General features: G+C 38.3%; 18 protein-coding genes and 1 other annotated feature. Of the genes, 10 read left to right on the top strand and 8 right to left on the bottom strand.

Translation table 11 applies throughout. From position 1 onward, the window contains the following. Positions 1-6: 6 nt before the first annotated feature. Complete coding sequence (locus IGJ53_RS12835; RefSeq protein WP_010733487.1) at positions 7-675, bottom strand: TetR family transcriptional regulator; 669 nt, start codon at positions 673-675, stop codon at positions 7-9. Positions 676-789: 114 nt separating this feature from the next. Here IGJ53_RS12835 and IGJ53_RS12830 point away from each other — a divergent pair, with 114 nt between their 5' ends. Both IGJ53_RS12830 and IGJ53_RS12825 read left to right on the top strand, forming a co-directional pair. Next, complete coding sequence (locus IGJ53_RS12830) at positions 790-2,502, top strand: ABC transporter ATP-binding protein (RefSeq protein WP_002329921.1); 1,713 nt, start codon at positions 790-792, stop codon at positions 2,500-2,502. 2 nt (positions 2,503-2,504) lie between these two features. Then, on the top strand, positions 2,505-4,274 hold the full coding sequence (locus IGJ53_RS12825; RefSeq protein WP_010733485.1) for an ABC transporter ATP-binding protein: 1,770 nt from the start codon (positions 2,505-2,507) through the stop codon (positions 4,272-4,274). Positions 4,275-4,478: 204 nt separating this feature from the next. On the opposite strand, the gene IGJ53_RS12820 is transcribed toward IGJ53_RS12825, so the two are convergent. The 3 genes from IGJ53_RS12820 to IGJ53_RS12810 are packed head-to-tail and all read right to left on the bottom strand — an operon-like array spanning position 4,479 to position 6,657. Next, positions 4,479-5,045: a class I SAM-dependent methyltransferase gene (locus tag IGJ53_RS12820; RefSeq protein WP_259741484.1), complete on the bottom strand. Its 567-nt coding sequence runs from the start codon at positions 5,043-5,045 to the stop codon at positions 4,479-4,481. After that, a complete protein-coding gene (locus tag IGJ53_RS12815; RefSeq protein ID WP_002285909.1) occupies positions 5,045-6,001 on the bottom strand; it encodes a TIGR01212 family radical SAM protein in 957 nt (318 codons plus the stop codon). Before IGJ53_RS12815 ends, IGJ53_RS12820 begins: the two co-directional genes overlap by 1 nt. Further along, positions 6,001-6,657 (bottom strand): phosphatase PAP2 family protein, encoded by a 657-nt coding sequence (locus tag IGJ53_RS12810; RefSeq protein WP_259741485.1) that lies wholly within the window; start codon positions 6,655-6,657, stop codon positions 6,001-6,003. Before IGJ53_RS12810 ends, IGJ53_RS12815 begins: the two co-directional genes overlap by 1 nt. Before the next feature lie 369 nt (positions 6,658-7,026). Here IGJ53_RS12810 and IGJ53_RS12805 point away from each other — a divergent pair, with 369 nt between their 5' ends. From IGJ53_RS12805 to IGJ53_RS12795, 3 genes are all read left to right on the top strand, one after another. Further along, the gene (locus IGJ53_RS12805; protein WP_259741486.1) at positions 7,027-9,045 is read left to right on the top strand and encodes a LysM peptidoglycan-binding domain-containing protein; all 2,019 of its coding nucleotides are present in this window, start codon (positions 7,027-7,029) and stop codon (positions 9,043-9,045) included. A gap of 69 nt (positions 9,046-9,114) precedes the next feature. Continuing rightward, positions 9,115-9,321: a binding site (T-box leader), on the top strand. Positions 9,322-9,471: 150 nt separating this feature from the next. Further along, on the top strand, positions 9,472-11,886 hold the full coding sequence (gene leuS / locus IGJ53_RS12800) for a leucine--tRNA ligase (protein WP_259741487.1): 2,415 nt from the start codon (positions 9,472-9,474) through the stop codon (positions 11,884-11,886). A 180-nt stretch (positions 11,887-12,066) separates the two neighbouring features. After that, entirely contained in the window at positions 12,067-13,137 is a 1,071-nt protein-coding gene (locus tag IGJ53_RS12795; RefSeq protein ID WP_086311694.1) for an FUSC family protein, read from the top strand. A 79-nt stretch (positions 13,138-13,216) separates the two neighbouring features. Here IGJ53_RS12795 and IGJ53_RS12790 read toward each other — a convergent pair whose 3' ends face one another. Further along, the gene (locus IGJ53_RS12790; protein ID WP_010733480.1) at positions 13,217-13,510 is read right to left on the bottom strand and encodes an antibiotic biosynthesis monooxygenase family protein; all 294 of its coding nucleotides are present in this window, start codon (positions 13,508-13,510) and stop codon (positions 13,217-13,219) included. A 167-nt stretch (positions 13,511-13,677) separates the two neighbouring features. Between IGJ53_RS12790 and IGJ53_RS12785 the strand changes: the two genes are divergently transcribed. From IGJ53_RS12785 to celB, 5 genes are read left to right on the top strand one after another with little or no spacing between them, the layout of a single operon-like run. Then, positions 13,678-13,992 (top strand): PTS cellobiose transporter subunit IIB, encoded by a 315-nt coding sequence (locus IGJ53_RS12785; protein ID WP_002297720.1) that lies wholly within the window; start codon positions 13,678-13,680, stop codon positions 13,990-13,992. A gap of 20 nt (positions 13,993-14,012) precedes the next feature. Further along, a complete protein-coding gene (locus IGJ53_RS12780; protein ID WP_010733479.1) occupies positions 14,013-15,992 on the top strand; it encodes a BglG family transcription antiterminator in 1,980 nt (659 codons plus the stop codon). A gap of 12 nt (positions 15,993-16,004) precedes the next feature. Then, complete coding sequence (locus IGJ53_RS12775; protein WP_010733478.1) at positions 16,005-16,331, top strand: PTS cellobiose transporter subunit IIA; 327 nt, start codon at positions 16,005-16,007, stop codon at positions 16,329-16,331. A 15-nt stretch (positions 16,332-16,346) separates the two neighbouring features. Further along, the gene (locus tag IGJ53_RS12770) at positions 16,347-16,865 is read left to right on the top strand and encodes a hypothetical protein (protein ID WP_010733477.1); all 519 of its coding nucleotides are present in this window, start codon (positions 16,347-16,349) and stop codon (positions 16,863-16,865) included. Then, a complete protein-coding gene (celB, locus tag IGJ53_RS12765) occupies positions 16,865-18,220 on the top strand; it encodes a PTS cellobiose transporter subunit IIC (RefSeq protein WP_259741488.1) in 1,356 nt (451 codons plus the stop codon). The genes IGJ53_RS12770 and celB overlap by 1 nt, the downstream gene beginning before the upstream one ends. A 213-nt stretch (positions 18,221-18,433) precedes the next feature. Here the strand turns inward: celB and IGJ53_RS12760 are convergent, their stop codons facing one another. The 3 genes from IGJ53_RS12760 to IGJ53_RS12750 all read right to left on the bottom strand — a co-directional run bounded on the left by IGJ53_RS12760 (position 18,434) and on the right by IGJ53_RS12750 (position 21,143). After that, positions 18,434-18,733: a hypothetical protein gene (locus tag IGJ53_RS12760; protein ID WP_010733475.1), complete on the bottom strand. Its 300-nt coding sequence runs from the start codon at positions 18,731-18,733 to the stop codon at positions 18,434-18,436. Positions 18,734-18,955: 222 nt separating this feature from the next. Next, the gene (locus IGJ53_RS12755) at positions 18,956-20,461 is read right to left on the bottom strand and encodes a UDP-N-acetylmuramoyl-L-alanyl-D-glutamate--L-lysine ligase (protein ID WP_010733474.1); all 1,506 of its coding nucleotides are present in this window, start codon (positions 20,459-20,461) and stop codon (positions 18,956-18,958) included. A gap of 91 nt (positions 20,462-20,552) precedes the next feature. Then, the gene (locus IGJ53_RS12750; RefSeq protein WP_010733473.1) at positions 20,553-21,143 is read right to left on the bottom strand and encodes a YitT family protein; all 591 of its coding nucleotides are present in this window, start codon (positions 21,141-21,143) and stop codon (positions 20,553-20,555) included. Between the last annotated feature and the right edge of the window lie 32 nt (positions 21,144-21,175).

Here is a 21,175-nt window from a genome sequence, read left to right as displayed (position 1 = left end):
GCTTTTTTATCGATTGTTTTCTCTTCTTTTATTTTGTTGGCATAAACCTTCAATATAGGTTTGTGCGCTCGTTAGAAAGAGTGCTTTTTCATTCAATTCTGCATGGGACTGTATACTTTCTTTAAAACCCTCTAATTGATTTTCAACTACATAATTACGCATAAATAGAACTGTTTCCTTCAAAAATTCATTTCCGTCCATAATCTTTTGCCGAAGCTGTTGTTCATGCTGCTGATCCATTAGCTGTCCAATCAATAAATTGTGGAGAGAGGCAATGGCCTGATGACTTTGGGTGACTGAAAATCCTTCATGAACAAGTAATTGGATCATTTGTTCCAAATGTTCTAATCGACTCGGAAAAGCGGGCACAGTATTGATTTCTAATTCTGCCCCACAAGGGAAACGTGTATAAAGATCATAGTAATTTTCCATATACTGCAGCAACTGTTCATTCCAGGGCAAAGTTGGATCTGGAAGCGCTAATTCTTCTTCCATTGTTTCAGCCATTTTCTGCAAGAGTTGTTGTTTGTTTTTGAAATACCAATATAAAGCAGGTGCTTGAACATGAATTCTGTTTGCGATGTTTCGCATGGAAAGCTGCGAAAGAGCTTGTGTTTCAGCCAGGATATCAAAGGCGGCCTGAATGATGATTGCTTGAGAAAGCTTTATTTCCATTTTATCAACCTCGTGTATTGCATTATCTTTTTAAACATGGTAAATTGTTAGTCGGTCTAATTTTACAGTGTTAAATTAGTCCTGTCAATTTAAACAAAGGGGTGTAATCAACGAATGAAATTAATCTTACGACATGCGAAAAAATATAAAGTAGCTGTTTTTATTTCCTTGCTGTCCGTAGCAGTCATGGTTGCAGCAGCATTATGGCAACCTAAATTACTACAGCAAGTATTGGAAGCTATTATTACAGAAGATAATGATGAAATGAAAACAATCGGTATTTATCTGATCAGTCTGGCTTTGCTAGGATTAGCCGCAGGTGTAACGAACACGATTTTCTCTGCAAAAGTAGCTCAGGGCGTAAGTGCAGATATCCGAGAAGAAGCATTTCGAAAGATCCAGACATTTTCATTTGGGAATATCGAACAGTTCTCTGCTGGGAATCTTGTTGTTCGTCTAACAAATGATATCACGCAAATCCAAAATTTAGTGATGATTTCTTTACAATCACTTTTTCGAATTCCATTCTTATTTATTGGTGCCTTCATTTTAGCTATGATCACGATGCCACAATTGTGGTGGATCATCGTAGCGCTTATCGTTACGGTATTTCTTATCACGGCACTTTCATTTACACGGATGGGTAAGCACTTCATGATCATTCAAAAACTGATTGATCGTGTAAATAGCATTGCAAAAGAAAACTTACTAGGGATTCGTGTGGTGAAATCTTTTGTACAGGAAGAAAACCAATTGAAGACATTCAGCAAAGTAAGTGAGGACTTAACAAAACACAACATCATAGTCGGTACATTATTTTCTGTGATGATCCCGTCCTTCATGCTGGCTGCCAATTTGGCTGTGGTTGGGGCGATCTTTTTTGTGAGCGATCTTGTTAAAGATGATCCTACGTTAATTGGTGGAATTGCTTCATTCATGAATTATTTGATGCAGATCATGATGGCAATCATTATCGGTGGAATGATGATGATGATGACTTCAAGAGCAGCCGTATCGCTGAAGCGGATTGCGGAAATTTTAGATGCTGAACCAGATCTTACTTATTTAGACGTTCCAGAACAAGAGTTGACGGGTTCTGTCACTTTTGACCATGTTTCTTTTCGTTATCCTGGTGAGGATACAGATACGCTTAAAGATATCAGCTTTTCTATCAAACCTGGAGAAATGGTCGGGATCGTCGGGGCGACTGGCGCCGGGAAATCCACACTAGCACAGCTGATTCCTCGTCTGTTTGATCCAACAGAAGGAAAAGTAGAAGTAGGTGGTGTAGATCTTCGCCAAGTAAATGAAAAGAGTTTAAGACAAACGGTGTCCTTTGTTTTGCAAAAAGCAATTTTATTCTCAGGAACGATTGCTCAAAACTTGCGCCAAGGAAAAAAGAATGCAACAGAAAAAGAGATGGAACATGCTTCTTCTATTGCTCAAGCAAAAGAATTCATCGAAAAGTTATCTGATCGTTACGAAGCACCAGTAGAAGAACGAAGCAGCAATTTTTCTGGTGGACAAAAGCAGCGACTATCCATTACTCGTGGTGTTATCGGTGATCCAAAGATCTTGATTTTAGATGATAGTACGAGTGCATTGGATGCTCGCTCTGAAAAACTGGTCCGAGAAGCACTTGATCGAGATTTGAAGGGAACAACGACGATCGTCATCGCACAAAAAATTGCTTCTGTTGTCAAAGCAGACCGCATCTTAGTATTGGATGAAGGTAGATTAGTCGGTGAAGGAACCCATGAGGAATTGGTAGCTGGAAACCGTGTCTATCAGGAAATTTTTGAAACTCAAAAAGGAACGGAGGAGTAAGTATGACTGATTTAATAAAAGCAAGTAAATTTTTCTATCACTATTTGAAGCGGTACAAACTCTCCTTTTTCTTTATCTTTATCACAGTAATTATTGCTACCTATCTACAAGTAAAAGCACCTCAGTATATCGGGGAAGCTTTCCAAGAATTAGCAAATTACGTAGGTGGCTTGATGCAAGGCGTAGATGATAAAAGCAAATTTGTTTCTGTGATATGGAAACTCTTGTTGTTTTATGTATTAGCTAGTGCAGCCAACTTTATTTATAGTATTTTGTTCACTCAAGTAGTAGGAAAGTCAACGAACCGGATGCGTATCGGTTTATTCAACAAATTGGAAAAATTGACGATTCGCTTCTTTGATTCTCATCAGGATGGTGAAATTTTAAGTCGTTTTACCAGTGACTTAGATAATATTCAAAATAGTTTGAACCAAGCATTGCTTCAAGTCATCACGAATGCTGTTTTACTTGTCGGAATCTTGATTATGATGTTTCGTCAAAATGTAGAATTAGCTTGGGCTACGATTGCTTCTACTCCAGTCGCTATTTTGATAGCTGTCTTGATTATTCGAAAAGCGCGAAAATACGTGGATCTTCAGCAAGATGAAGTGGGAAAACTGAATGGCTATATGGATGAAAAAATCAGCGGACAACGTGTTATCATCACAAATGGCTTACAAGAAGAGACGATTGAAGGATTCTTAGAACATAATCAAAGTGTTCGCGAAGCAACGTTCAAAGGACAAGCTTATTCTGGCCTACTATTTCCGATGATGCAAGGAATGTCACTAGTCAATACAGCAATCGTTATCTTTTTCGGCGGCTGGTTAGCATTGAATGGCGATTTGGAACGTTCGGTGGCGTTAGGCTTAGTTGTGACATTCGTCCAATATTCACAACAATACTACCAACCATTGATGCAGATTTCTTCTGGGTACAGCATGATCCAATTAGCAATCACAGGGGCAAGACGATTAAATGAAATGTTTGATGAAAAAGATGAAGTCAAACCAGAAAACGGTAAAGCATTTGATGGAGTGGAACAAGGACTTGCCTTGCAACACGTAGATTTTGGTTATTCTCCAGAAAAACTAGTCTTGAAAGATGTCTCAATCAATGTGGACAAAGGAGAAATGGTTGCTCTTGTTGGACCAACCGGATCTGGGAAAACGACGATCATGAATCTGCTGAATCGTTTTTACGATGTCAATGATGGGTCAGTAGTAATCGATGGAATAGATATCCGAGAGTATAATCTAGATGCATTACGTAGACATGTAGGAATCGTTTTGCAAGAATCCGTATTGTTCTCTGGCACCATCAAAGACAATATCACATTCGGTAAACCAGATGCTTCAGATGAAGAAGTCATCAATGCAGCAAAACAAGCGAACATTCACGACTTCATCATGACGTTAGAAAAAGGGTATGATACAGAGATATCCGAAGAAAACAATTTGTTCAGTACAGGTCAAAAGCAGTTGATCAGTATTGCTCGAACGATCATCACAAATCCATCTTTATTGATTTTGGATGAAGCAACAAGTAATGTAGACACGGTAACAGAAGCAAGGATCCAAAAAGCAATGGATGAAGCAATCAAAGGAAGAACCAGCTTTGTGATTGCTCACCGGCTGAAAACGATCTTGAATGCAGATAGAATCGTTGTCTTGCGTGATGGGGAAGTCATTGAAGAAGGCAGTCATCACGAGTTATTAGCAGAAAATGGATTTTATGCGGAACTTTATCATAATCAATTTGTATTTGAATAAAGAAGTTGTGAAAAAGCTGTCCTGCATCAAGTAATAAGAACAGCCAATCAAAAACAGCTTCTCATGTTTTTGATTTGGTTGGACTTATTACCGCAGATGCAAGCTTTTGAGCACCGTGAATAAAGAGGTTGTGAAATCAACGCTCTAACCTGAGTATTAGAGAAAAAAACGCAAAACATATCATTTATGTTTTGCGTTTTTTATTTATCTTTTTTTCTCAATACAATATAAAATAGGCGGCTGGTTCTTTTGGTTGATAAACCGATAATTCAGCACATTATATGTTTCCTGGGGCAGTTTGGAACAAAAAGAATCAACCATATCCAGTTCTTTTTCTCCGCCTTCATGACCATAGTAGACGACAAGGATCAATCGTCCGCGAGGCATAAGTCGTTTCAATATTTCTTCCATAGCTGTGCGTGTAGTCTCTGGCATAGTGATGATTGCTTTATCACTTTTTGGGAGATACCCTAGATTGAAGATCCCTGCTTTGAGATCTTGTTGTTCAGCTATCACTTCTCCTAACGTTTCGTGGCCTTGTAGAAACAATGAGACACGTTCTTCTAACTGATGCTGTTCTAGCTTTTCACGAGTAGCATCGATTGCTTGTTGCTGGATATCGAAACTATAGACATGACCAGTTTTTCCGATGTGTTCTGCTAGAAAAACCGTATCGTGGCCATTGCCCATCGTTGCATCTACGACGTGATCTCCTGGTTGCAAGATTTCTTGCAGTAATGTATGGCTGAAATGCAAAGCAGTTTGCAACATCAGACACTCACCTTTTTCCGTACATCATATTTTCCTTGGAAGCTATCTCTGCGAAGAAGTTCTTCATCAATTGCATTCAAGACTTCCCATTTTTTCAAGCTCCACATTGGTCCAATCAAGGAATCCCACGGCGCATCCCCTGTCAAACGATGGATGATGATCTCTTTTGGTATCATTTCCAGCTGGTCGCAAATGACATTGACATAGTCAGGACGGCTCATTAATTGAAGTCGACCTTCATGATAGTCTCGCAACATTCTCGTTTTGCGCATCAGATGCATCAAATGGAGCTTGATTCCTTGGATATCGGAATCTAAAATAGTGCGTCTGACATTTTCTTTCATCATTTCTAAACTTTCGCCTGGTAATCCGTTGATCAAATGCGTACAAACACGGATATTATGTTTGCGCAATTTAGCCACGCCATCTAAATAAGTTTGATAATCATGTGCTCGGTTGATCAGTTTTGAAGTTTCTTCAAAAGTTGTTTGCAATCCAAGTTCTACCCATAAATACATCCGCTCATTCAGTTCAGCAAGGTAATCAACTACTTCATCTGGCAGACAATCCGGTCGTGTACCGACTGATAATCCTACGACACCTGGTAAATTGACTACTTGCTCAAATCGTTCTTTGATTATTTCAACTGGCGCATGGGTGTTTGTAAAATTTTGGAAATAAACGATGTATTGTTGGACATGAGGCCATTTTTGATGCATCATGTCGATTTCTTTCTGGAATTGGATTGGCAGTGGGTCTTCAGGTGCAACGATCATGTCACCCGAACCAGATACACTGCAAAAAGTACATCCGCCATGGGCAACAGTTCCATCTCGATTCGGGCAGTCGAACCCTCCATCGATCGGCACCTTGAAAATTTTCCCGCCAAACTCATTTCGTAAAGCGTAATTCCAAGAATGATATCTTTTATTTCCTTCTGAATAAGGAAAAGTCATTAAAAGTCCTTCTTTCTGTAAGAGTTATCTATTTGTTTTCTTTTTTCTCTATACACTGGATAAGTCAGGCACAGCCAAGAAAGACTGAGTAAGTAGCCGCCGATGATATCAGTAGGAAAATGGACACCCAGATAAATGCGGCTTATCCCGACACTTACTATAATAAACACCATCAGCAATTGAAGCAATGTACGTAAGGTTCTTTTTTGAACAAAAGCTGGCAGCAGAAATAGGAAAGAGCCGTAAAGAATCATACTGCCTGCTGCATGTCCACTAGGGAAACTGTAACTTGTCTCAACCACTAAGTGTGTCAATGAAGGGCGCTCTCGCATGAAAAATAGTTTGATCAACGGGTTGATGATTCCAGCAATTACAATAAATCCAGAAACGAACCAAACTGTTTCTGCCCTTTTTTTCTTATACCACATCCATAAAGCCGCACAAGCAAATAAAATGATGACGGTAAGAGGATTACCGAATTTAGTCATAAAGAGTTGGTAGCTGTTCAGATCAGGATAAAAAGCTCTGACAATGTCTGTAAACCACTGATCGAAACCAGAAAGCCACGGCAGATGGAACTTTACGATCCAGCCCAAAATAAAAAACAGGACAAGAAAGAAGCTGCCAGTCACCTGAAATGATGTTTTATATTTCATACAATTCCTCCTTTGAAGCAATGACTTATTATAGCATTTTTGGTCCAGCGAAAAAAACGGTAAAGAGATAAAACCAATGTATGATCCCTCTTTGAATAACCAATATTCTTATAAAAAAAATAACTGTAATAGGAAAGACATTTTTTGGTAATACAAATGAAATGTTAGGAAAATAAAATCAGTGTTTTTCGAAATCCTTGTAAATAAGAACATAGACGTAGGAAGAACTTGAAAATGAACAGAAGTTGTTCATTACGGTAAATTACAATATGATTACAAAAAACAACAAAGCTCTTAAATAACTTTTAATAAATATTAAGAGAAGTTATAATTATTAATAATAGATAAATTGAAGTTGGAGGATAGAAGATGGAAAACATTGCAAGAAAAGAACGGAGACGTTTAGAACAGACCAAACGTTTTCGAAAAGCAAAACGAGGGGCAGCAATCGTGGGAACTGCGATGGTAGGCTGTTCTGTCGCTGCTCCATTAGTACAGCCGGTTCCTGTTCAAGCGGATGAAACACCTGTTCAGTTCGGCGCAAGAATCAACACAGCGGCATTTATCACAGAAATTGCTACTTATGCGCAACCAATTGCTCAAGCTAATGATTTGTATGCATCAGTGATGATCGCACAAGCAGTTGTAGAAAGCGGTTGGGGCAGTAGTGCGTTATCGCAAGCACCTTATTATAATCTTTTTGGGATAAAAGGCAGCTATCAAGGACAAACCGTCTACATGGATACGCTTGAATTTTTAAATAATCAATGGGTAAATAAAAAGGAGCCTTTCCGACAATATCCTTCTTTTGCTGAATCGTTCAATGACAATGCCTATGTACTTAGAAATACTTCATTTGGCAACGGCTATTACTATGCCGGTACTTGGAAGAGCAACACGAGATCCTATACAGATGCGACAGCTTGTTTGACAGGTCGTTATGCAACTGACCCTGGTTATGCAAGCAAATTAAATAATATCATCACGACTTACGGATTGACCCAATATGATACACCAGCTAGCGGAAACGCGGGCGGTGGAGCCACTACAGGTGGGAATAATACTGGAAGTACAGGTAGTACTAGCGGTTCAAGTAATTCTGGTAATACAAACTCAGGTTCAGCAACTTCGACCACTTATACTGTTCAATCTGGCGATTCTGTTTGGGGAATCTCCAATAAATTCGGTATTACAATGGACCAATTGATTCAATGGAACAATATCCAAAACAATTTCATTTATCCAGGACAAAAACTAACGATCAAGGGTAGCCAAGAAAATGGCTCTTCGACGAATAATTCTGGTAACAATACCAATTCTTCAGGAAATGCTGGTACATCAAACGGAGGACAAACAACTGGGGCGAAATACACTGTTCAATCTGGCGATTCTGTTTGGAAGATCTCAAATGATCACGGAATTACGATGGCTCAATTGATTGAATGGAACAATATCAAGAATAATTTTGTTTATCCAGGACAACAGCTGATCGTATCAAATGGCGGTTCTTCTAATACTGGAGCAAATACTGGCTCAAGTACTGGGAACACAAGTGGTTCAAATTCGTCTAACTCAAGTTCTTCTAATACGGCTTCAGGAACGAAATACACAGTGAAAGCCGGAGACTCTGTTTGGAGTGTCTCCAACAAATACGGAATTACGATGGCTCAACTGATCCAATGGAACAACATCCAAAATAACTTTATTTATCCAGGACAACAACTGACTGTTTCAAACAGTGGGTCAACAAACAGCGCATCAAGTAATACAGGGTCGTCAGCCAATACAAATAACAGCAGTTCAGCTAATACTGGCAGCAGTTCGTCTCAAGGCACTTATACAGTCAAGGCGGGTGAATCTGTTTGGAGCGTAGCAAATAAAAACGGCATCACGATGAATCAGCTGATCGAATGGAATAATATCAAAAACAACTTCATTTACCCAGGACAGCAATTGATCGTTAAAGGCGGCAATTCAACAAATACCAATACAGGTTCAACTACTTCGGCAGCGAAACCAAATACACCGAATACGTCTGCTACAACAAGTACATCATCCTCTGGTAATACAATGTATACCGTGAAAGCAGGCGAGTCAGTTTGGAGCGTAGCGAACAAACATCATATCACGATGGATCAGTTGATCGAATGGAATAATATCAAAAATAATTTCATCTATCCTGGACAACAAGTGATCGTGAAGAAAGGTTCGTCTCAAACAACAAACCAACAATCACCTGCTGGTTCGAAAACCTATACTGTGAAATCTGGAGAATCTGTTTGGGGCGTTGCTGACAGCCATGGAATTACAATGGCTCAACTAATCGAATGGAACAATATCAAAAACAACTTTATTTATCCAGGTCAAACATTGATTGTAGCTAAATAAAATAGCTGTTCAAAGAAATAACGATTGAATTCCACAAAAATATTTGTTACTATAAGGCTACTTAAATATGACAACACTTGAAAAGGAAGTAGTAAAAAGACTGAAGTTTCAGAGAGCACATGGTTGGTGAGAATGTGCACGGATGCTTTTGAACTCGCCTTTGAGTTGCCCTTGCTGAATATTCGAGTAAGCAAGTGGCGGTGACGGCCGTTACAACGTTCGAGGCCTTTTCATTAAGGTAAAAATAGGTGGTACCGCGTAGATTACGTCCTATAAAAAGAGCAATCTTTTTATAGGATTTTTTTATTTCTTTTGTGATGTTTGAGAAAACAAAGTAAAAGAAAACAAAAAGAAACAGATTCTGCCGGTTTTTTTCGCTATACTATAATAGAAACAAGCGTTTTTAATAGAACAGGAGGACAGAAAATGAGTTACAATCATAAAGAAATTGAGAAAAAATGGCAAAAATACTGGGCAAAAACGAATACCTTCAACACCCATGATGATCCTGAAAAACCAAAATTTTATGCACTAGATATGTTTCCCTATCCATCCGGACAAGGGCTCCATGTAGGGCATCCTGAAGGGTATACGGCAACGGATATCCTTTCACGTGTGAAAAGAAGTCAAGGATATAACGTACTGCATCCAATGGGGTGGGATGCATTTGGCCTACCTGCTGAGCAATATGCGTTAGATACAGGAAACGATCCGGCTGAATTTACCCAAAAAAATATCGAAACATTCCGACGCCAAATCAATTCTTTAGGATTTAGTTATGACTGGAATCGCGAAGTGAATACAACTGATCCAGAGTATTACAAATGGACACAATGGATCTTTACGAAGCTTTATGAAAAAGGTCTTGCTTATGAAGCAGAAGTAGCGGTAAACTGGGTACCTGAATTAGGAACAGTTATTTCAAATGAAGAAGTGATCGATGGAAAAAGTGAACGTGGTGGCTATGACGTAGTCAGAAAACCAATGCGCCAATGGATGCTGAAAATCACTGCTTATGCCGATCGCTTATTGGATGATCTAGAACTAGTTGACTGGCCAGAAAGCATCAAGGAAATGCAAAGAAATTGGATCGGTCGTTCAGTGGGAGCAAATATTGAATTTAAAGTGGCTGGTACGGATAAATCCTATACCGTGTTTACGACACGACCAGATACTTTATTCGGTGCAACTTACTCGGTTCTTGCACCTGAACTAGATCTTGTTAGAGAAATTACGACCCCTGAACAAAAATCTGCTGTAGAAGCTTATATCGAAGAGACAGCGAAAAAATCAGATCTGAAGAGAACCGATCTTGCAAAAGAAAAAACAGGAGTATTTACTGGTGCTTACGCAATCAATCCAGTCAATGGCAAAGAAATCCCAATCTGGATCGCTGATTATGTATTAGCTTCATACGGCACAGGAGCAATCATGGCTGTTCCAGCACATGATGAACGTGACTTTGAATTCGCTCAAACTTTCGGACTAGAGATTCTTCCAGTTATTGAAGGTGGAGATGTTCAAAAAGCTGCTTACACAGAAGATGGTACGCACATCAACTCTGAATTTCTAGACGGTATGAACAAACAAGAAGCAATCGACAAAATGAATGAATGGCTAGAAGAAAATGGCGTAGGGAAAAAAGAAGTCAGCTATCGCTTACGTGATTGGCTATTCTCCCGTCAACGTTACTGGGGCGAACCAATCCCAATCATCCACTGGGAAGACGGAACAGTCACTGCTGTCCCAGAAGAAGAGCTACCATTACGTTTGCCTAAGACAAAAAATATCAAGCCAAGCGGTACTGGAGAATCTCCATTAGCAAATATTGAGGAGTGGGTCAATGTCATTGATCCTGTAACAGGTAAAAAAGGCCGTCGCGAAACGAATACAATGCCACAATGGGCAGGAAGCTCATGGTATTACCTGCGTTATATCGACCCTCATAACAAAAAAGAACTAGCAGATTATGAAAAGTTGAAGCGTTGGCTACCAGTTGACATCTACATTGGTGGAGCAGAACATGCGGTACTTCATTTACTATATGCACGATTCTGGCATAAATTCTTATACGATATCGGTGTTGTTCCTACAAAAGAACCATTCCAAAAACTATACAATCAAGGAATGATCTTAGGCGAAAACAACGAAAAAATGTCAAAATCTCGCGGTAATGTAGTCAATCCTGATGATGTGGTTGAAACTTACGGTGCAGATACACTGCGTATGTACGAAATGTTCATGGGACCATTAGATGCTTCGATTGCTTGGAGCGAAAATGGCTTAGAAGGAAGCCGTAAATTCTTAGATCGTGTATGGCGTTTGATCGTTGATGAAAACAATAAAATGCGTGACCGTATTACTACATTGAACGACGGCAAACTTGATAAAGTATACCATCAAACAGTGAAAAAAGTGACAGAAGACTATGAAAATCTTCATTTCAATACAGCAATCTCCCAATTGATGGTCTTTATCAATGAAGCCTATAAAGTGGACGCTCTGCCTTATGAATATATCGAAGGATTTGTTCAACTACTCGCACCGATTGCTCCTCACATGGGTGAAGAACTATGGTCAATCCTTGGAAATGAAGGTGGTATTTCTTACGCACCATGGCCAACATATGACGAAGCAGCACTTGTGGAAGACGAAGTAGAAGTTGTTTTCCAAGTAAACGGTAAAGTTCGTGCGAAAAGCAATGTTCCCCGAGACTTAGGGAAAGATGAGCTAGAAAAAGTAGCATTAGCCAATGAAACAGTGCAAGAATATATCGAAGGCAAAACAGTCAGAAAAGTTATTGCGGTACCAAATAAGTTAGTCAATATCGTTGCTAATTAAATAACCTGATAAAAGCAGTTGGCAGAATCCCTGTCAGCTGTTTTTTTGTAAAAAAATATGAATAGGGAAAATAGTTGACAAGAAAATAACAACGCCATATGATGTTCCATAGTATTTACAACCTGTCATAGTTGACCGTAAAAAAATATAGAAATAAAGTAAAAGAAAGGACGACAACAGGTGGGTTTTTATCAGTCTCTGCAACTAGATCCGTTTATTTTAAAACAAAAAATACGGGAAGCAACTTCAAGAAAAGAAAAGCGCATGTATATTTGTTCATTGTTTTTACGATCATTATTTATCGTATTATTTGCCATTTGTTTTATTATTTTCATTACAACATTGTTTGAATCGACGCATAAACCATACGCTGTGGTTTTATTCTGTATGTTGATGAGTATTCGTTTTGTTGATTTTGGTTATAAGATTTCTCATTCGATCATTAGTTTAGCAATCGTTATGCTCTCACTATTAATAGCGCCTTATGTCCAACTGATTAAATGGTCAGCTATGGGCGTGTTGATTCATTTTATTTTACTAAGTAGCATATTACTGGCAACTGCTAGTGATCCCAAAATGGGGAATGCTTCTTTGTACGGTTTTTCTTATCTTTTTATTGTTTATTCGTTACCTAAAGATTTGTTGAACAAGGATTTCTTTACACAAACAGGTAGCTTATTGTTTTTATTTTTTTGTTGGTTTTCAGTTATCCTTTATAGAAAACATCGAGAAAAGAATAGAGGCAAAAGCTTATTCAGAAAGAATTTTTTGAAAGATATTTATTCGCAACAAAAAATTTGGATGCTCAGCTATGCGTTTGGTATCAGTCTTTTGATTGTCGCAGGAGAATATGTCCCTTTTCAACGATTGATGTGGGCAGGGTTTGCATTTTCTTCTATTGTATCTAGCTATGGATTGATGTCGATTGGTTTCAAAGAACGAGCAGTAGACAGAATTATCGGCTCATTGATCGGATGTGCTTTATTTATTGGTATCAGCCAATTTATTCCGTTTGCGTGGGTCGGTATATTGGGTGGACTAGCTTTAGGTATTTGTTCTACCTATAGATATAAAACAATTTTTAATTGCTTTGGTGCTTTGACAATCGCTGCAAGCTTATTTGGTGTTCCAGGAGCAGTAACGATCCGCATTTTTGAGAATATCCTTGGGGTATGTTTAGGAATCATGTATATTGGGGTGACTGAGATACTTATCCGCAAAATAAGAGAAAAACACGGTTTGAATCATTAGATGAGATCGAATAAAAAATAAGGAAAAAGTGAAGATACACATGGATGATAAATTGCTATCATTCCATGTGTATCTTTTTTTACGGTAAATCAGTGAAACGTTCGACTTTCATTTTTAATTTATACTTTTGTCGAAGTTCATTTATCTGGACCATCATTTCAGATTTGTGATGCTTTTCGATTGCTTCTTCATCTTTCCAACGAGCAATCAGTAAAATAGATTCTGGATCTTCTAGTGGAAAGTAATAGTCATATTTCTCGTTTCCTTCTTCTGCACGAATTGCTTTGACAATGTTTCTTTCGACCATTTCTTCTGCAAATTTTCTTGCCTGTCCATTTGTACTTGTATACAAAATATTTACTGTGATACTCATTACATCCCCTCCTGAATAAATTCTATCACTAGTATATCATGGAGACAGAAAACGTTGCCCAAGTGATGATACACATTTTTTCCGTAATGCTACGGAAATATATATTTTGAATAGAAAACGCTTACAAGTTATGCTTGGTTTATAAAAATAAAAGGAGTGATTGATTTATGAAAAAAGCATTGATTATTTGTGCAGCAGGAATGTCATCATCGATGATGGCCTCAAAGACAACGGATTTCTTTAAGCAAAAAGGAGAAGAGGTACTCGTAGATGCAGTTTCAGCTACAGAAGGCGATAATATGATTAAGAATAGTGATTTTGATTTATTTCTGATCAGCCCGCAAACGACGATGTTTTTGGATAAATTCAAAAAATTAGGAGAATCTGTTGGAAAGCCTGTTGTTAGTATCCCTTTCCAAGCGTATGTCCCAATCCCTACAGGTATCCAGAAGTTAGCAGAGGTGATCGAAGAGAACATATGATGAAATAGGAGTGGATGATAATGAAACAGAAGGAAAAATTGCTGTTGAGATATTTGATTGATCACAGGAAGGAGTATGTCACCAGTCAACGTTTAGCTTCTGAATTGTTATTATCTGATCGGACGATCCGTAATTACTTGCAGCGGATCAAAGAGTTAGTAGAAAAAAACGGAGGTAAGATCATTGCTAAACCAGGTTATGGCTATCAACTGCACATTTTGCAGAGATTGACATTTGATCTGTTTTTGAGTCGGCAAGAAATAATACCCGGATATGCTAGAGAGCCTCAAGGATTTTATGAGTCGGAAGACCGACAAAAGTATATATTGAACCAACTGCTTTTGGAAGATGCCATTCTTTTTATGGATGATTTGGCAGAAGAGCTTTATATCAGTCGTTCTAGTTTGACAAAGGACATGCAAGAAATCAAAGAGCGGTTGATTCCTTATTCACTAAAAATTGTTTCTAAGCATGGTCAAGGGATATGGATCGAAGGGGAAGAAAGAAATCGACGGCATTTTATCATGGATACTTTTTTCGGGAACCATTATGGGAATTCATTGAAAGAATATTTAGGACAAAGTCGCTTTTTCACAGACATCAGTTTTGAAGCGCTAGTGATCATCATTCTCGATGAAACAAGAGAAGCTAAGTTAAAAGTTTCTGATTTTATCATACAGAATTTGTCCTTACACTTGGCTTTGGGAATCAAACGTCTACGAGAAGGGTTTGAAATCAAGGAACTAGGTATCGAACAAGAAGTTTCTGATCGAGTAGAGTATCAAGTGGCGCAACGCATTGTTCAACGTATTGAGGTAATCGCAGATGTATCGTTTCCCCAAGAAGAAATTGCTTATTTGACTTTACACCTTATGGCTAAGTCAAATCATAGAGAAAATAAAAATGATCAGGAACTATCAAAGGAAGTAGCGAAAGTTTTGAAACGATTGTCTCAGGAATTTTGTTTTTCATTAATAGAGGATCTCCAGCTTTTCAATGGACTGCTCGATCATTTGTCACCAATGATGATTCGATTGAGCCGAGGCATTCGCATTGAGAACCCATTGACTGAAGAGATAAAGAAAGAAAATCCCAAAGTTTTTGAAGCAGTAAAAACGCATTTCAGCAACATGCCGGCTTTGAAAAACTATACCATCAATGAAGATGAATGGGCCTATTTGGCTTTGCATCTCATGGCGGCATTGGAAAAAGAAAGAGCTACGCATAAATTGCATGCGTTGATCATCTGCGCAACAGGCTATGGCAGTGCTCAATTATTAAAGAATCGTGTGATCAGCGAATTTGGAAAAAATATTACAGTGGTAAATGTAAAAGGCTATTATGAGATCAATGAAACAACTTTAAAAGGAATCGACCTGATTATTTCTTCTATTGATCTTTCGACAATGTTTTTTAAAATTCCAGTTTTACATGTCAGTATTTTTTTGAATGAAGATGATGTTCATAAAATACGAAAGGTAATTGGTGAATCCATACCCTATCATTCCTCAGATCGACCGATACCAGCATTTTCTCTACAGCAAAAAAAGCAGATTTACACCGAACAGCTGTCTGAAAAGTTTTTCAAGACTTATACGTACGAACCGAAAAAAGAAGAAGTTCTTCATGATTTGTTGCAAAAGCTGAGCATAAATGAAGAAGAAGGATATATAAGAGAAATGCGAAAGCAGATCCAGCAACGTGAAAGTATGGGACAAATCATATTCAGTGATACAGTGGCAGTCCCACATCCCGCTGTTCCAGTTGGAATCGAAACAAAGATAGCCGTTGCATTGATTCCTTCAGGGATGCAATGGAATCAGTATCAAGGAATCCATTTTGTTTTTCTAGTTTCGCCTTCTTATATCGAAAATGAAGGAATTACGGTCGTGACCAAAGCAATCGTTAGGTTAGTTGACCAGCTAAACGTGCAACAGGAAATCTTAGCTGAACCTATTTTTGAGAATTTCAGCAGTAAATTTATCAAACTGATCGAATAAGGAGGAAAACAGATGGCTGAAAAAATAAACAGTGAAACGCTACAAGTGACGTCTTTTGATATCATTTTTCATAGCGGAAATGCACGAACACTGATACATGAAGCATTTCGCTCGATGCGTAAGGAGATGTTTGAAGAAGTAGAAGAGAAGTTGCGACAAGCAAATGAAGAGATTCTTCATGCGCATCAATCACAAACTCAACTTCTGAAAGAATATGCTAGTGGGACAAAAATAGAAATGGAAATTATCATGGTCCATGCACAAGATCATCTGATGACGACGATGACATTATTGGAAGTTGCACAGGAAATGAGTTATTTGTATCAAAAAAATAAATAGAAAGGAAGATCTATTGTGCAGGATACAGTAAAAAGGAAAATCGAATTAGAAAAAAAGCAACTTAGTTTGAAAAACATGTATTTCAATCGTTATCTGTTCGTACGCTATCTGACTGCCTTTTTCTTTTTCATGAACATGCAATGGCTGATTCTGCTTCTATCAGCTAAAAGTTTAGGAAGCAGTTTACCAATGGTTCTACTTTTAGCTATTTTGCCTGCAGTAGGAGAACAAGTAAAGCTTTATCGAAAGCACCAAACGAATGTTCCATGGACAAAGCGGTATTTTTTGTTTCAGGGTGTCTGCAATATACTATTGATTCCAGTGTTGTTCACCTCAGGATTTACACTCTTGTATCCTTTTATGGCAAATAACAATAGAGGACAGCTATTTGTTTTCATTCTTATTGTAAGCGGTATTTTTGTCAGTGTATTTATCCAGTATCGTTTAAAGAAAATTTCGCTCAATCAAGATCAGCAGTATATCCGTATAAAACAATATGAAAAAGCGTTGTATTTAGGAAAGGAGAATAATTAATGTTTGATTTTTTGCAGAAATACCTGATGGGGCCTATGGGGAAAATTGCGCAACTTAAAATCGTTAGGGCTGTCATGGCAGCGGGGATGGCTTCTATTCCTTTCACAATCGTAGGTTCGATGTTTTTGGTTTTGAATATTTTGCCATTACCGTTTCCATTTTTAGAAGGATTTTTTAATGCAACTTTTTTTAAAGTTAGTGACTTGTACATGATCGTCAATACAATGACGATGGGGATTTTATCTATTTACTTTGCCATTGTGTTTGCTTATGAATTAACGTCAATTGAACGAGATGAACAAAAGTTGAACGTTAATCCGCTCACGGGGGCATTACTATCTGTTTTTGCATTCTTTATGTGTATCCCTGAATTGATCATGAACGATGGTAAAATCAGCTTGATTGCTTCTATCAATGAGACAGAAACTGTAGTAAATGGGATACGGATAGGCTCTTTTGTCGAACGTTTAGGAACTTCAGGAATCTTTACAGCTATTATTATGTCGATCATTGCGGTCGAATTGTATTGTATGTGTGTCAAGAGAAATTGGGTCATAAAAATGCCAGATGTTGTTCCGCCAGGAGTTTCTCGTTCTTTCACTGCTCTGATCCCAACATTTGTCATTGCGTTTGTGGTGATGATCATCAATGGATTATTAGTTGCGCTAGGAACGGATATCTTCAAAATGATTGCTATCCCATTTGGGTTTGTTACGCAGCTGACGAATACGTGGCTTGGTGTCATGGTAATTTATTTCTTGATCCATGCATTGTGGATCGTAGGGATCCATGGAGCGAATATCATCACTTCTTTCTTGACCCCAATCGTATTAGCTAATATGGCAGCTAACGCACACGGCGCAAATTATCCGTTGGCAGGAGAATTCAACAATTCTTATGTAACCGTTGGTGGATCAGGTGCGACCTTAGGATTGATCATCTTTATTGCATTCCTCGCGAAATCTGATCAGCTGAAAGTGTTAGGAAAAGCCTCTCTTGTACCAGGACTATTCAATATCAACGAACCAATTATTTTCGGGATGCCAATCGTCTACAATCCCTATTTAGCGGTTCCGTTTTTCTTAGCACCGATGGCTTCTGCTACACTCGCTTATTTTGCCATTCGGCTGGAAATCGTTAAACCGATGCTTGCACAGATGCCGTGGCCTTCACCAGTTGGAATTGGCGCATTTGTCGGCAGTGGGGGTGATTGGAAAGCAGCTGTGCTAGCTGTCTTTTGTGCAATCATCGCATTCATTATTTGGTTCCCATTTATTAAATTCTATGATAATAAATTATTGAATGAAGAAAGAGAAAAGGCAGCAGAATTAGCTGGCGAAAAGTCAGCTAACTGATTTCTAAGAAAATAGAGCGTGGGACAAAAGTAAAGAACACTTTTGTCTCACGCTCTAAACATGTGTAAACGGCGGAAGCAGAAGCAACTCCTTCGGAAACAAGCTGAAATTCACAAAAATTTGAAAAGCAATTTTCGTGAATTTCCTCTTATTTCTTGGAGTTAATCGCTTCTGTCCCAGCCTCATTATAGTCAATATGATTCGAACGAAGTATCAAGGCAGAATACCGAGCGACTGAAGCAAACCTAGACATGTGAATATCAGATAAACGACTAGAAAAAATAGAGCAACCCTTCCGCCTAAGCGCGCGAAAAACTTAGTCTGATGCTTCCGACTCATCAAGTAAGAAAAAAGTAGCAGTAACCATCCAACAATCGATGCATCAACTGGCAAATGGAGATTTCTAAAAATAACGGCCCCCATTTTGCCACTTTGCAAATTCAAAGTTAGAAAAATGACAGAAAAAAGAGAAAGAAAAAAGATACCGTTTGCTAAGTTGAAAATTTTTTTCATAATAACCACCTTTATATTATTGAAAAGACAGGAATAATAAACTAAAAGCCACGATAGAAGAGCCAGTAAGCAAAACGAATAAAAGCGCTATCTTTAAGAGGTATGATAAAGAAACAATAAAAATTAACGTAGTTCCGGCAACTTTTCTTGATAATTCCATGGACGGGACGCTATGAAAATTTTTCTTTTCATAGCGTCCCGTCCACTAGAATATAAATAACATTATTCTTCAATCAACCGCTTCACGATTGCATAATCCCCTTCATAAGGTTCATCTACACCATTGATTTTTTGATAGGGATCAACCCCTTTTCCCGCAATGACGACTGAATCCTGCGGAGTACTTTCTGCTAAAGCACGTCGAATCGCTTCAGGACGGTCCATTTCATAATGAACGATCAATTCTGGATTAGTAATTGCTTCATTGATTTCTTCCGCGATTTTTTGCGGATCTTCAAATGCTGGGTCATCTGCCGTCAAAAAGGCAACGTCAGCTGTTTCTGATAGCACTTTTCCAAAATCATGTCGACGGGAGATTGCTTTGTTTCCTGGGCTGCCTAATACAACAATTACACGACCATCTGGATGTTCATTTTTGGCAAATTCCAGCAATGTTTTCAAACTTAGATAATTATGTGCGTAGTCCACATAGACATGCGCCCCATTTGATTGGATCAATTGATCCATTCGGCCTGGTACACGAGCTTCTTTTAATCCGGCTTGTGCATCTTGACTGGAAGCACCTGTTAGTGCTGCGGCAATGATCGCACTGGCTGCATTTTCTTGATTGAATCCTCCGGCCAGCAAAATATCATAAGCAGTATCGCAGATAGCTAAGTGATCTTGACGAGAAGATAAAGTAAACCCGTGGTTACCTTTGTCTGAATGAATCACTTGATAATTGCTTTCTTCCGAACGACCATAAGTGATCGTTGGGATCTGGAATAGATCGGCGGTTTCTTTAAGCAAATCAAAATAGTCACTTTCGTGATTCAAAACAACTGTTTTTGAGTTTAAGATCAATTGACGCTTGCAATAGAAATAGTCATCAAATGTCGGATGTTCGATCGGACTGATATGGTCAGGCGAGATATTCAAGAAGATTCCTACATCTAAAGTCAACCCGTACACACGTTGTGTTTTGTAAGCTTGGGAAGAAACTTCCATCACTAAATGAGTCATACCATTTTCAACTGCTTCTGCCATCATACGATATAAATCTAATGACTCAGGCGTTGTTAAATGGGATTTGAAATACGTTTTGCCATCTAGCGTTGTATTCATCGTAGAAAGCAATGCAGTTTTTTTATTCGTTGTGTGATCCAAGATTGCTTTAGTAAAGTACGCAGCAGTTGTTTTACCTTTTGTTCCAGTGAATCCAATCACTTTCAATTTATTTTGTGGATAGTCGTAAAAGGCCATAGCAAGAAGTGCCATTGCTTTACGGATATCCGTCACAATGATGCCTACTGCTGAATTTTCGTATGGCTGCTCTGATACGTAATATTGGATACCTTGTTTGATCGCTGAATCCAAATATTCTTCTTTGAAATTCATTCCTTTACAGAAAAACAGAGTAGAAGCATCAGCTTTTCTTGAATCATAACTTAACTGGAGAAATTTAGCTTTTTCTGGTACATCAAGATGCCAGCCTTTTGTTGAAACAAATTCTTTTAATAGATGTTCTTTTAATAGTAAATGACGGATGTCTTCTAAAGAGAAGCTCATTGATTGATCCCTCGCTTCATTCAATTTCTTGGTTTATTATAGCACACTCTTTTCAATATATCGTTTGATTCCGCTATGACAAAATCCAGCTTTATTCAAATTTTCTTGACACAGGTGACAAGCGGATGAGTATTTTCATAAACAATGAACTGATTGTAATAGATAGGAGAACGAACAGTGTCTCCAACCATCCAAATACATAATAATTCAAAAAGATGATAAGGCTATTCGTAAGTAACAGTCCTTGCGGCATTGGAAGCCGAAAAAATTTGTGAAAAATAATTGGCGGTATCGTTATCCCGCCATTTGACGCTCCGACGGTGTACAATGTGTAAACGCCAAGACTGAACAAAAGACTTCCTGAAATCAGTGAGAAGAAATGAGAGGAGAGCATTTCCACTTTTGGAACGATTTCTAAAACAACAGGAAAAAGCAGACTTCCCGCTACAGTTTTAAAAAATATTGATTTTCCTAATAGAACAGCGGCTAGAAGCAGCATCATAAGATTGATGCTCCAAACAGTAACTGAACGTTGGATAGAAAAGGCCGTTTCAACTAAATGTCCAATTGCGCCCACTCCGGCGGAAGCTATATCATGAGGGAGCAAGAACCAATTCAATCCAACTGTGATAAAGAAAAGACCTAAAAATATAACGGGTAGTTTTTTTATTTCTTGTGTCATTGATATCTCCTATAAATGTTAGCCATAAAAGG

The organism is Enterococcus sp. DIV1283b (genome assembly GCF_051710965.1).
Lineage (GTDB): Bacteria > Bacillota > Bacilli > Lactobacillales > Enterococcaceae > Enterococcus_B > Enterococcus_B lactis.
This window is presented reverse-complemented; position numbering and strand designations above follow the sequence as displayed.

Bases quoted from the DNA above. Each gene is read 5' to 3' on its own strand.
- leuS (WP_259741487.1), top strand. From the start codon at position 9,472: ATGAGTTACAATCATAAAGAAATTGAGAAAAAATGGCAAAAATACTGG.
- IGJ53_RS12790 (WP_010733480.1), bottom strand. From the start codon at position 13,510: ATGAGTATCACAGTAAATATTTTGTATACAAGTACAAATGGACAGGCA.
- IGJ53_RS12775 (WP_010733478.1), top strand. From the start codon at position 16,005: ATGGCTGAAAAAATAAACAGTGAAACGCTACAAGTGACGTCTTTTGAT.
- celB (WP_259741488.1), top strand. From the start codon at position 16,865: ATGTTTGATTTTTTGCAGAAATACCTGATGGGGCCTATGGGGAAAATT.
- IGJ53_RS12815 (WP_002285909.1), bottom strand. From the start codon at position 6,001: ATGACTTTTCCTTATTCAGAAGGAAATAAAAGATATCATTCTTGGAAT.
- IGJ53_RS12820 (WP_259741484.1), bottom strand. From the start codon at position 5,045: ATGTTGCAAACTGCTTTGCATTTCAGCCATACATTACTGCAAGAAATC.
- IGJ53_RS12750 (WP_010733473.1), bottom strand. From the start codon at position 21,143: ATGACACAAGAAATAAAAAAACTACCCGTTATATTTTTAGGTCTTTTC.
- IGJ53_RS12755 (WP_010733474.1), bottom strand. From the start codon at position 20,461: ATGAGCTTCTCTTTAGAAGACATCCGTCATTTACTATTAAAAGAACAT.
- IGJ53_RS12835 (WP_010733487.1), bottom strand. From the start codon at position 675: ATGGAAATAAAGCTTTCTCAAGCAATCATCATTCAGGCCGCCTTTGAT.
- IGJ53_RS12810 (WP_259741485.1), bottom strand. From the start codon at position 6,657: ATGAAATATAAAACATCATTTCAGGTGACTGGCAGCTTCTTTCTTGTC.
- IGJ53_RS12760 (WP_010733475.1), bottom strand. From the start codon at position 18,733: ATGAAAAAAATTTTCAACTTAGCAAACGGTATCTTTTTTCTTTCTCTT.
- IGJ53_RS12825 (WP_010733485.1), top strand. From the start codon at position 2,505: ATGACTGATTTAATAAAAGCAAGTAAATTTTTCTATCACTATTTGAAG.
- IGJ53_RS12780 (WP_010733479.1), top strand. From the start codon at position 14,013: ATGAAACAGAAGGAAAAATTGCTGTTGAGATATTTGATTGATCACAGG.
- IGJ53_RS12830 (WP_002329921.1), top strand. From the start codon at position 790: ATGAAATTAATCTTACGACATGCGAAAAAATATAAAGTAGCTGTTTTT.
- IGJ53_RS12785 (WP_002297720.1), top strand. From the start codon at position 13,678: ATGAAAAAAGCATTGATTATTTGTGCAGCAGGAATGTCATCATCGATG.
- IGJ53_RS12805 (WP_259741486.1), top strand. From the start codon at position 7,027: ATGGAAAACATTGCAAGAAAAGAACGGAGACGTTTAGAACAGACCAAA.